A 12744-nucleotide genomic window follows, 5' to 3' on the forward strand; every position below is an offset into this window, starting at 1 on the left:
ACGTATTAAATTGACCAGTTCTGCTATAGCAATCTTTAGTTTAACGCTCACAGGCAAAAACTACAGCAATCCTGACCTTTTGTTTTTCTACAATTTAAGCATGGTAAAAAAATTAGGACTATCGTTCAGGACGATCAATTTTTGATAGCAATCGCAATAAAACTGATACAAAACAAACTGCGACTATCGCCGCAATCATGGCTGGAATCTGCAAGCTATTAATAAACAGAAGAGTGGCACACAATAAACAAGTTGATCCCAATAAGGCATAAATAGCGCCAATCCCGACATTGCTTAAGCGTCGTAATAGGCGATCGGTTTCTTGAGATTTGACCCTGACCCGAATATCACCGCGATCGAGTTTAGCGAGGGTGTCATCAATACGACGGGGTAAGGCGATCGCCGTATTACTGACCTGTGCAGCTTGTCTCCCTAGTTCACCTAGAAAAGCTGTGGATAAATTTCCTGATTCTCTAGCACTACCATTTTCCATAAGATTTGTTGCGTAGGGTTTGGCGACTTCCATAAAGTTAAAGTTAGGATCGAGTCCTTTGCCCAGCCCTTCAAGCGTAGAAATTGCTCTCAGGACAAAGGTAAATGTAGCAGGGAACCGAAAGGGTTGGTCATAGGCGATATCGTACAAATCATCACTGATTGCGGCAACCGATTGTTTTTCCATCGGCTGTCCCATGAAGTTATCGAGCATATATTGGACAGATCGCCTAATTGGCCCTGTATCACCAGTAACTTCTAACGCACCTAGTTCGATTAATGAGTTAATCACTGCCTCCGCATCTTTTTGGGCGATCCCAAAGAACGTTCTTAATAACTTATCGCGGGTGATTGATTGGATCTGTCCCATCATTCCAAAATCATAGAAAATCAATTCGCCTTTACCCGTTACTGCGAGATTTCCAGGGTGGGGATCAGCGTGAAAAAATCCATGATTGAGTAATTGTTCTAAATACGCCTCGGCTCCAACTCTGGCGATCGCTTTGCGATCTATTCCAGCCGCTTCTAAAGCTTCATAATTACTAACTTTGATCCCCGGCATATATTCGAGAGTTAACACCCGACGTGAGGCATAGCGCCAATATACACGCGGAACAATGATGCGGCGATCGCTCCGAAAATTACGACGAAAGGTATCCGCATTCTTGCCTTCGTTTAAATAATCTGCTTCTTCATAAAGAATCTTGCTGCATTCTTCATAAATGCCAACCCAGTCGCGTCCCCGTCCATGTTTAGGATGATTTTGAAAGTATTGAGCAATGCGCTTGAGAATCCCTAAATCGATCGCAAATAATTTTAATAATCCTGGACGTTGGACTTTGACAACGATTTCTTCGCCTGTATGCAATTGAGCTTTATGCACTTGTCCAAGACTTGCTGCTGCAAGGGGAATGGGATCAAAGTAACCAAACATTTCAGCGATCGGTTTACCCAAATCTGACTCAATGATCTGTTGCGCTTTAGTTGCCGTGAAGGCTGGAACTTTATCCTGTAATTTTGACAACTCCTCCACTGACTCAGTGGGCAAAATATCAGCACGGGTAGAAAGTAATTGACCAACTTTGATAAATGTTGGTCCCAGTTGTAGCATTGACTCGCGCAACCAAATTGCTCGTTTGCGAGTACGTTTTTTGACTTTGGCTTCAGTTTTGCCACCGACATAGCTCCATTTCTTCCCATCGATCCAAATCATCCAAGAAAATGTCAGTACTGTTCGCCAAATGTCGATGGTGCGGGCGCGTTCAGAGTAGTTGTCACGACTCCAGCGATAATTGGGTTCAGAGGATAAGGCTGGCACGGCTCACTAACAACGGTAAGATTTTTTAAGAAATTGTAACAAACCTTTACATCTTAGCGCGGATATTCACGTTTTGAATATGAGCACGTAATTTATTGCTGATTGCTATAGCCTACTACACGATTTCGTCCTTGTTCTTTTGCTTGATACAGAGCGCGATCGGCTTTAATCAATAAATCTAAGCTAGAACTATCCTCAGCCGTCATGGTTGCGACTCCACAGCTTAATGACACAAAATTACTGGTTTTTGAACTTTTATGAGGAATATTCAGATTACGCACATTCGTAACGATCCTCTCGGCTACAGTTAATGCGGATTCATAGTCAGTATGAGGAAGAATCACTGCAAATTCTTCACCTCCATAGCGACCAGCAAGTTCCCCACTACGGACAGATTTGTTAATAGCTTGTGCTACTTGTTGTAGACATGTATCTCCAGATTGATGCCCATAGCTGTCGTTATAAAGTTTAAAGTGATCAACATCACAGATGATTACAGAAAGATCTTGTTTAGTTTGAAAGTTCTTCATCAGAAAACGATCAAAATAACGTCGATTAGCAATCTGTGTTAGTTCATCAATATTTGAGGCGTAGCGAAACTTTTCTCCAAGTTGAATAATGGAAATCAAACTACTTAACAAAAATGAGAAGAGAGTAGGAAATATTGGTAGCCAAAAGCTAAACAAAAAAGAGATGTAACTAATTAAGACTAATCCCAATGTTGCGATTAAAAGGAAAGTTAGGATGCCTGTAATAAATTGCGATTTTCCAAGATTATTTCCTCTCAAAAATCCTGAAATTCCACTTACCCCAATTGCAGCCCATACAATAACCCATATCCCTTCAATCCACTTGGGATAAGTCTGTAAAAATGGACGGTTATTTATGGCCCCATTAATAATTTGTGAAATCAGATTTGCATGAATATGTACACCTGGAATTTGGCCATATGGCGAAAAGAAGAAATCACGGAGACTTTCTGCTGTAGAACCAATTAACACAATCCGATTTTCAAACAGATTCTGTGGGTATTTACCATCTAGAACGTTTGTCATGGAAACTTCCTGAAAACATTCTGTCTGGCAGCGATAATTGAGTAAAATTTGGTAGCCACCATTATCGGCAGCCCCATAACCTGTTTGGTAAGAATCTAGTGGTGCAAATCTAGATTTACCTAAAATAACTGTGTTGTCTTTATCTGAAGATATCTGAGGTCTTATATTTTCTAACACCAAATAGTTTAAGGAGATTTTGGTTGAGAAGCTATAAATTATCTCTCCATTAGGCTTTTCAATAGATAGTAATCCTCGCCTTACTGTGCCATCTTGATCGACCACAGTGTCTACAAAGCCAACTTGTTTTTTATAATCAATATAAGGTGGTGGTAGAACACTTGGACTAACAAATTTTTCTGCAACAATTAGATTGGGGGTAGATTGAAAAATCTGTTTTAATTCTTCAAACCCCGGTTCTACTGGGAGATTACGATATACATCTAACCCGATTACTCTTGGATTGCCTGCTTTGACTTTCGCAATTAACTTAGCTACTACATCATCTGGAAATGGCCATTTGCCAACTTTTGCAATATCGCGATCATCAAAAGTGACCATGACAATGCGAGGTTCTAAACCTTCGGATGTTCTTAGTTGGAAGAGTTTGTCTAAGAATTTCAACTCTAATAACTGAAACAATCCAATTATTTGTAGTGAGAAAACTAGAATCACGATTAAAATTGGAATCGTAAATATACTTGATTGAAGTTTATTTACGGTTCTAATTATGGCTTTATTTAACAAGCGTAACGGATTCAAATGATTGAACGACATGATCTTTTAGCAGCTTTTCCCAAGCTTTAGAAATTGTTGGATTTTTAGGGGTTTGCTGTTGTAATCGATTGAGTTCATTGATCATGTCATACCAAATGCCATTTTCACCATATATGATCACGCGATCAATTGGTGACGCTGCTTGCAACTTACTGGTGAGTGTCTGCGATTTGGCTGTGCGTTGAATCCAGCCTGTAATAGCAGGGCTATCTGGGCGGAGGGCTTTCCCGCAGATGAAGGTCATTGTCCATTTGTATTTCTTGTTTACAACAAGGTCTGGAGCTTGACTGGGGTAATTAATTGTAATAAATCCAACATCTGATGACAAAGGTAAAAAAGTTTGGTAAACCTGTTCGCTGTCTTCACTTTCAAGACTCAAAAATATCTGCTTAGCTGTGCTTTTGGTCTTAAATATCAGAAATTCAGGGCGGCTAGAGATGGTTAAACCATAGTTTGACTGTGGCAATATTGGTAATGTTTTCTTATTGGGTTGGGAAGCATCGATTAAACAGCTTTGGTCGCGAGTTGCTGCGCCAGTTGTAGTTTTAGGCGCTCCACCGCTAGGTGGCTTGAAATTAATTGTTTGCGCCATCATAATCTGAGGCGTAAATGCCAATGGCAGTAACATAGTTGTTAATGTTGAAAGGCAAATCTTCGATATCATAGACAGGTTTGAGTACATCTTTATATCCTCAACTGGGAGAAAATACTTATAGCCAATACTCAGTAGCAAAAGGTAAAAATCAACAAAATATTGATTTTTTTACTCGCTTTTTTAGCGCTACTAAAAGTAGTATTGGATACAATAACTAAGAATTATCATAATCTAGTAATTATGATTTTGCTATGTCCAAAAGTTATACAAAAGATATATATATACCCATAACTTCTAAAGCTATAAGCCTTTTGAGTCAATTACCATCATAATTATATGTTTTTTTGGGATTGCTGCTTTTATCGGGTAAACACCCACATAGAAGTCAAAATATTTAATAACACCAAAATATCAAATAGCGTAGCTATTTTGTGTTTTTAAAACCCCCTACTAGGTTTGGTTTTTAATTTCCAAAAGTGTCATCACAATTTTGGAAATTGGGATAAAACAAAAGCAGCTAAATAGTTTAGCTTAAAAGCTTTAATTAATTGTTTGATAGTCAAAGTGATCAGCAATTCTCATTATGAAACCGATTTTGGTGTTTCCAGCGCCTTCGGCGCTGGAAACACCAAAATCGATTTTTTGAAAGCCCGCCACTGGCGGGCTTTCAAAAAATCGATTTTTATAATGAGAATTGCTGCAAAGTGATGGAGTTTAAAGCCAGCTACCTACTAATACAAAAGCAGCCCAATAGTAGGGATGTCGGTATTGTGAATCTTTAAGTACTGAAAGTTGTGATTGTTGTAATGCTTCAGCTTTAGAGATAGTGGGTTGCTTGATAAGGATGTCATAAAAGTTTGACATCAGCTGACTAGTTGAGTCATCATTCACTGCCCATAGACTGCCAATCGTGCTACGCGCTCCCGATCGCAAAGCAATACCAGCAAGTCCCAAGATCGCTTTCACATCGCCTTCGGCAGTTTTACAAGCACTGAGGACAAGTAACTCTAGAGGTTGTTTGCGATTGTCGGTGCGATCGCGCAAAAACTTATAGAAATCTGGGACAGTGACGCGATCATCCCAAGCCAGAATAAATGTTGACTCAGGATCGGAGCTAAACTGTCCATGTGTCGCTAGGTGGACTATAGCTGTCCCAGATTCTGATAGCCCTTTCTGTAAGTTTGTTTTAGTAAAGTCACTATTTAGTTCTAAGTCAGTGGGAATTTGCTTGGAGATTTGGTTAGCTTCAAACTTTACCCCTCTTAACTCAGTAAAACCTTGCCTAGCTTCTGATAGTCCGCCTAGCCAAACTTTCAGTTGTCCTCGATCTAGCGGCTTTGCTCCTAATATTTGTAGTCCTGGGGTTAAAGCCATACTGTATTTTTCGATCGCATATTGTTTGCCATCATGTAGGGCTGCCATGGGCAGATTTCGCAATGAGCCATCCAGAACAAATACTAAATTTTTGATTTGCTTTTCGGCGAGGGCTGTTTCTGAAGGACGGATGATCAAGTCGTATAGTTTTTGTGAGACTTTTAAGCGAATACGTTCAGAAAATGCTGGGTTCAGGGCTTGAAGAAATTGATCGGCACTTTCTTCTAATTCTGCCTGCGATATATTCGAGGAAAAATATTGTAGAGGCTCTTTGGGTAATGAGAGGATCAATGCTAGGCGATCGCTTAAGATTGCTGAATAGATCACTGCGGAATTGGAGTCCACAGCATCAATTTGCTGTGGTTGAATATTGAGACAAGCTGCTCGAAAGAAATTTTCTAGTTCTACGACTTGCAGAGACTCAAGGGTAAGCCGCGCTTGGATCAGGTTTTCTTGAGATGGTTTATCGCTTTTTAGTAATAGAGAGACGAGTTCACGGTAAATTGGCTCGATGCGATCGCGAAAGGCAAACTGAACTTCTGGAGATGTCGCAACTAGCTCTCGACGCAGATTTTGGATATTCTTGATCGCCTGACTATAAGCATCAATTGCAAGGTCAGATTTGCCCTGTTTGTTTAAGATGCGACCTGAGAGCCATTTCCAGCGATAGAGTAAGTCATCGGCACTTATTGATTGAGCAAGAACGAGCGCCCGTTGGGAAAGCTGATAGGCTTCCGTGAGTTGTTGATTTTGTTCGTAAAGTCCACCTAAAGCGCCAATAGCAAAGGACTCGGCTCTGCGGTCTTGAATAGATTGGGCTTGCCGCAATGCTACCGTTAATAACTCGGCAATCCTTGATGTGGTAATTGGACGAGCATTTGGATCTTTAATCTTCATCAAGCTTTCGCTCAAATTGACGCTCAAATAAACACTGCGACGGCTAGGCTGCAATTTCGTCAGCTCTGGTTCGATCTGTTGCCATAGTGGTTGAACTTGTTGGAGGCGATCGCTTTCAACGAGCAAACTTAAATTTAAAGCCTGTGCTTCTAAGCGCAGAATGCTTACAGGAGAAGTTTTTGCAGCTTGTTCATATTTTTGTAAAGCGCCATCAATATCTTTGATAAACCTGAAGTTATTGCCAATGCTGATTAATGTGGCACTGCTCTCGGCAGGATTGTTTAGTTTTTGAGAGATCGCTAAGCTTTGTTCGAGGATTTTTTGAGACTTGGCAAGATCTCCAAGGTTCTGTAGGGTCGTGCCGAGGCTATGTAGGGCTACAGATTTAAGGAGTGAGTCTGGTTGCTTTTGGAGACGTAATTCGATCGCTTCTAATTGTTCGCTGGCTAGACGAAATAGCCCTAAAGCTTGCAGTGCCTGTGCTTGATTGGTTTGACTACCTAATAGCCCAATTTCGTCATCAAGTTGGGTGTATCGCTCCGCCGCTATTTTCCAATTGTCTAGAGCAGCTTGAGGATTGCCCATTGCAAGTTGGAGGCTACCCTGTGTATTGCTGATTCTTGCGGCGATCGCTAGTCCTTCTTTACTCGCTAATAGTTGTCTATCCAGTAAATTTGCACTCTGGGCTATTGTTTCTTGAGCTTGTTCCCACTCGCCAAGTTCTTGATAAGCCATTGAGAGATAATTTAGGCACAGCGCCTCATTTAATTGAGCGCGTAATTTTTCAGTTAAGGTGTTTTGGCGAAGACGATAGGTGAATAGAGCTTTTTGCCATGTGGCTACGGCTTCGGTAAGGTTGCCTTGTGCATAGAGGCGGCTTCCTTGCTCTAGCAATGAAGGTTGATTGGACTGGGATAATTGCGTTGATAGGTTGGGATTATCCACAGTTTGGTTACGAGTGGCGATCGCAGGTTGGATGATTGTGATTGAGCAGTAGGTAGCGATCGCCAACATCAATAAAAAGGAGAGCTTTTTTCTACCAATTATTTGCCAGAATTTTTGCATTGTAGCGATCGCTAGTTTTTTCATATTTTTATCCCTATCTATTATCTATTTATATCTATTTAGTTGAATTAGCTGAGCAAACGACTGGAAGTCTCCAAACTGGAACTGATGGGGATTCTGCATAGGCTAACAATTTTAGGTTTCCATTATGATCTTTTTCCCATCTTTGGGCTTCTATTTGAGGTAAGGGTTGGATTTCGGGTGGTGGAAAGGACTGACTTATGACGCTGTTGGTCTCGCTTTGGTCTGTGATATTTGCCTGATTTGACGGAATCTCTGATAATCTTAAATCACGCCAAATCGCCTGACTAGAGATGGGATTGGTAGGATCAGATGGAACACCTCCACGCCCAGTGACGATGAATTCATTTCCTCGAAAGCGATCGCAAGCCGCCACGATTTGCTGTTTATTACCATCGGTTAGTTCATTGTCACCGATTAATTTATTGGCGGTGCGACCTGAGACAAGCCCATTAAATTGTGGACCTAAAGATGAAGATGCGGTGATATCACTGAGTGGAGTCAAGCGATCGACAAACTGAAAACCGATCACCACGCCTCGATCTGCTATAACTACCCGACCTCCAAAACTATTGATCGAAGTCGCAGTAATATCACTATTTTCTGTGGGAATTGCCACCAGAAGGGCTGTATTAATCGTAATATTACCACCTGTCGCAGTTCCAAAGGCATTAGCGGAAATCGTACTACCATTGCGTAAAAGGATTAGGTTTGAATTCAGGTTGATATTGCCTCGACTGCCACTCAACGAATCAACGTTTATGCTTCCCTGATCAAGTAGAATTGATGGCGAGTTAATCGTGATGTTACCCACTGAGCCACTGCCAACATTGCTGGGGGCTGGGACTGTAAGTGAAGTATTAAAGTTGCTTGCACTGATAATCCCCCCATCGCGCACGATCAAGTGATCGCTATTAACTTGAATATTACCTCCATTTCCTGCACCAAAAGTGGCATTGGCAAATAAACCACTCCGATTATTGTCATTCTGTCCAGAGATATCGATTAGTTTGGCATTGATCGATAAGTTTCCCGCATTACCATTGTCTCGAGTATCAACTAAAATCTGTCCTCCATTCTTCAGTAAAATACTATCTGCTGTAATTCTTACATTTCCTCCATTACCAGTTCCCAATGATTCGCTGAAAATGGCTGACGGAAAGCGCGAATTACTCCCATCGAGAAAGATGCTTTTTGCAGTGATATCAATCGTACCTGCATTGCCAAGCCCAACCGTACTAGCCTCCAAAACCGAACCGCCAGTCATTCGCAGATTATCTGTGGTAATTTTCAAGTTACCTCCATTTCCCGTATCATATGCAAGTACGCCAATAAATATAGGAAAGGTTGGATTGTTAATATTTTGCTTATTAACAATCAAGTCGATGTTTTTCGCGGTGATGTCGATGTTACCTGCATTGCCACTACTAGTGGACGCAGATGACAGCACTACATTTTCATTAATTAGTAGCTTGTCGGTAGTAATAATAATATTTCCACCCTTTCCTGAAGAATTTGAATCCGTATATATCCCGCTTGTTAGCGTATTACTAGAGTCTCTGTTTATTGCGAAGAGTTCTGTAGCGCGGACAAATACATCACCGCCATTGCCATTGCCCGAAGTAAAAGATTCCAGAGCCGTTCCGCCGTCAAGATTTACTTGTCTGCCCTGTACCTGAATGCTGCCCCCACCGTTAAGCCCACTTGTATTCGCTACGGATTCTTGATCTAGTCGGATATTGCTAAGACTAGGCGCATTATCATAATTTAAACTCAAGCCATTAATCGTTGGTGCGATCGCTACAAATCCATTACCAGCAACACTACCGAGTTCGATGCGTCCACTTTCGGCGAATAAGTTTGCTCCTTGCAGTGTTACATCCCCTCCAACCAGCGCCAAAGTCTTACCAGTCAGTACGCTTAATGGGCTACCTTGTGCTGCGATCGCGCCATTAGTTAGCCCATTAAACTGCAAGCCAATTGGGGTGCTGACTAATAAAAGTGGTGAAGTTGTTTGGGTGTTTGCCTCGGCTTTAAATTCGCTCCCATCTGGAAAACGAACGCTATTCGCCGTAGTCGCTAAAAACGATCCTCCAATGTTCAAACTCGCATTTTGTCCAAAAATAATCCCATTGGGATTAATCAAAAACAAGTTTGCATTACCATTGGCGCTAATTGTCCCATCAATACTAGAGATATTACCTCCAGTTACCCGAACTAAAATATTTTGAATTAAGAAAGGATTATCAAAATATGCTTCAGTTAATGTGGAAAGCGAAAATTGGCTAAAACTATGAAATAAGTTAGTACCTGCGGTTGTACCACCCGTGATTGTGAACAGAGGGTTTGTATCAACAACAGTAGAATTATTTGGCAGCGTGGTATCTGGAGTAATTTGTGCAAATGCAAGTTCAGGGATACTTACAGCAAAAACATTTGCAAATGCGAAGGCTGCGATCGCTTTTCCAAGATAATTCTGCTGAAAAATCCTCATTTAGTTTCTCACATTATTAGCTTGACAAATGACAGGCGATCGCCACACTGGCTCTGATGGTGAGTCCGCATAGGCTAAAAGTTTCAAGTTCCCATTTGCATCTTTTTCCCATCCTTGGGCTTCGATTTGGGGGATGGGTTGCGCGGCAACTGGTTGAGTGGACTGAGTGGCAACTTGATTGGACGGGGTTTGAGACGTGGGAGTTGATTGTGCTGAGGGGATCTCGGACAATCGTAAATCTCGCCAAATCGCTTGACTGGAGATTGTTTGAGTAGCATCGGTTGGAGCGCCGCCACGTCCAGTAGAGATTAGCTCATTGCCTCGAAAGCGATCGCAAGCTGCCACAATTTGTTTATTAGCATCAGTTAAGTTATCAGGAAGTTTGACTAAACCTCGGCTGAGATCGTTTTCGGGAGAGCGAATTTCCACAAGCCCATTAAATTGTGTACCTAAAGACGAGGTTGCGGTAATGTCACTGAAAGGAGTCAAGCGATTCAACAATTGAAACCCGATCACACCTTTAGCGGTGATAATCACTTGTCCACCGAAGCTATTCAACGAGTTAGCAGTGATATCGCTATTTTCTAAGGGAACTGCCACCAAAAAGTCGGTGTTAATCCGAATGTTTCCACCTGTCGCATTACCTAAGGCATTGGTGGAGATGCTGCTAGCATTCCGCAAAAGTGTCAGTGTGGAGTTTATGTTAATGTTGCCACGAGAGCCACTCAACGAATCAATATTGATTCGTCCCCTATTAAGTAAGATTGATGGCGAAGTAATGGTAATGTTACCCACTGAACCACTTCCAGGGAAGGTGGTACTGTTACTGCGAAAGTTGCTTGCACTGATAAGACCACCATCACGTACAGTCAATTGATCGCTGTTAACGAAAATATCGCCTCCATTTCCCGTACCAAAAATGGCATTGGCAAATAAACCGCTACGTCCACGCTCAACCTGTCCAGAGATATCGATTAACTTCGCATTCACCACTAAGTTTCCTGCGTTGCCACTACCAGCAGTCCCAACAGAAATCTGTGCTCCGTTGTTAATAGATAGATTGTCTGATGTAATTGTCAGTATGCCTCCATTTCCTGTTGAGCCTGCTTCTGCTGCGGATGAGATACCTGTCGGGAAATCATTGGTCCCGAATAGGCTGATGTTTTTTGCGATAACCTCTAGATTACCTGCATTACCCCTTCCAAAAGTACTAGTTGTGAGACTCGCACCATTCAAGATTTGCAGGTTATCAGTAGTAACAGTTACTTTTCCGCTATTACCTGTCACTGGTGTGTTTAGAACCTGTGAAAATATTCCACTTGGATAGAAATCTGGAAGAATAGCAGATCTCCCCGATAAAATTATTTCACTAGCTTTAACATTAATCTCGCCAGCATTTCCAGAACCCAATACCCCAGCACTAATTTGTGCTCCATCTCTCACTTCTAATTTTTTTGTGGTGATCGTAATATTGCTGCCTTTTCCTGTAGAAGCTGATGATGTGTCTGTAAATATACCACTGGCAAAAGGAGCGGGAGACTCTCCTCTGACGGAGAGAAGTTCGGTAGCGCGGACAAATATCTCACTTCCATTCCCATTTCCCAAGGAAGAAGATAGTAGGACTGAACCATTATTGAGGGTTACTTGTCTGCCCTGCACTTGAATGCTGCCTCCACCGTTGATCCCGCTTACATCCACTAAAGCGGCTTGCTCTAGTCGAATGTTGCCAAGATTAGGAGCATTATCGTAATTTAATAGCCACCCATTAGCAGTTTGTGCGATCGCCACAAACCCATTACCAGCGACGCTACCCAGTTCGATGCGTCCGCTATCTGCGGTCAATTTTGCGCCTTGAAGATTTATATCACCACCAACAAAAGCCAGAGTGCGCCCACTCTGCACGCCCAGAGATGGTGTGGGAGGTCGAAAGATCTCTAGAAAATCAGGAGGGCTATAATCCAATCCAAAACCGAGTCCCTGTGCAGCGATCGCACCATTAGTTGTGCCGTTAAACTGTAAGCCAACGGGAGTACTTACTAACAATAGAGGTGATGTCGTTTGCGTACTTGCATTAGCTCTAAATTCACTCCCATCTAGAAATCTAACGCTATTAGCTGTAGTCGCTAAAAATGAGCCGCCTATTTGCAATCTCGCATTTTGCCCAAAAACAATTCCATTAGGATTAATCAAAAACAAGTTGGCATTACTGCCAGCAGTAGTGCGAATTATTCCATTAATACTAGAGATGTTACCTCCAGTTACCCTAACTAAAATGTTTTGGATCGCGAGAGGATTAGCAAAGTCGGCTGTCTCGCCATTACTTAAGGAAAACTGGCTAAAACTATGAAATAAATTGGTATTTGCTGTTGTGCCTCCCGTAATTGTGAAAACTGGACCTCCACCAACAATAGAATTAGTTGGCAACGTAGTATCAGGTGTAATTTGTGCAAATGCAAGTTCAGGGATGCATATTACAGAAAAATTTACCAAGGCAAAGCCCAAGCTTGTTATATTCCTAAGAATCTTTTTTCGCAAAATTTCCATATTAATAAAACCTTTATTGCATAACACAAGCTATTTATTATTCTGGCACTTCCATATCAGCTTAAATTTAATTTACTGCAACGAAATAAGCCATTAGCTTTTAATATTATTGCTA

At 41.6% G+C, this 12744-nt stretch carries 6 protein-coding genes; all 6 read right to left on the minus strand.

The annotated features are described in order from the left end of the window. Positions 1-118 precede the first annotated feature (118 nt). Positions 119-1810 (minus strand): ABC1 kinase family protein, encoded by a 1692-nt coding sequence (locus ABM313_RS22320; protein ID WP_434685320.1) that lies wholly within the window; start codon positions 1808-1810, stop codon positions 119-121. 92 nt (positions 1811-1902) lie between these two features. Further along, complete coding sequence (locus ABM313_RS22325; protein ID WP_434685321.1) at positions 1903-3639, minus strand: CHASE2 domain-containing protein; 1737 nt, start codon at positions 3637-3639, stop codon at positions 1903-1905. Continuing rightward, a complete protein-coding gene (locus ABM313_RS22330; RefSeq protein ID WP_434685322.1) occupies positions 3599-4267 on the minus strand; it encodes a DUF928 domain-containing protein in 669 nt (222 codons plus the stop codon). Before ABM313_RS22330 ends, ABM313_RS22325 begins: the two co-directional genes overlap by 41 nt. A gap of 681 nt (positions 4268-4948) precedes the next feature. After that, the gene (locus tag ABM313_RS22335; RefSeq protein ID WP_434685324.1) at positions 4949-7594 is read right to left on the minus strand and encodes a CHAT domain-containing protein; all 2646 of its coding nucleotides are present in this window, start codon (positions 7592-7594) and stop codon (positions 4949-4951) included. A gap of 31 nt (positions 7595-7625) precedes the next feature. Beyond that, a complete protein-coding gene (locus ABM313_RS22340) occupies positions 7626-10085 on the minus strand; it encodes a filamentous hemagglutinin N-terminal domain-containing protein (RefSeq protein ID WP_434685325.1) in 2460 nt (819 codons plus the stop codon). Next, a complete protein-coding gene (locus ABM313_RS22345; protein ID WP_434685326.1) occupies positions 10086-12575 on the minus strand; it encodes a filamentous hemagglutinin N-terminal domain-containing protein in 2490 nt (829 codons plus the stop codon). Between the last annotated feature and the right edge of the window lie 169 nt (positions 12576-12744).

Source organism: Pseudanabaena minima str. Chao 2107, assembly GCF_051131155.1.
Taxonomy (GTDB): Bacteria; Cyanobacteriota; Cyanobacteriia; order Pseudanabaenales; family Pseudanabaenaceae; genus Pseudanabaena; species Pseudanabaena minima.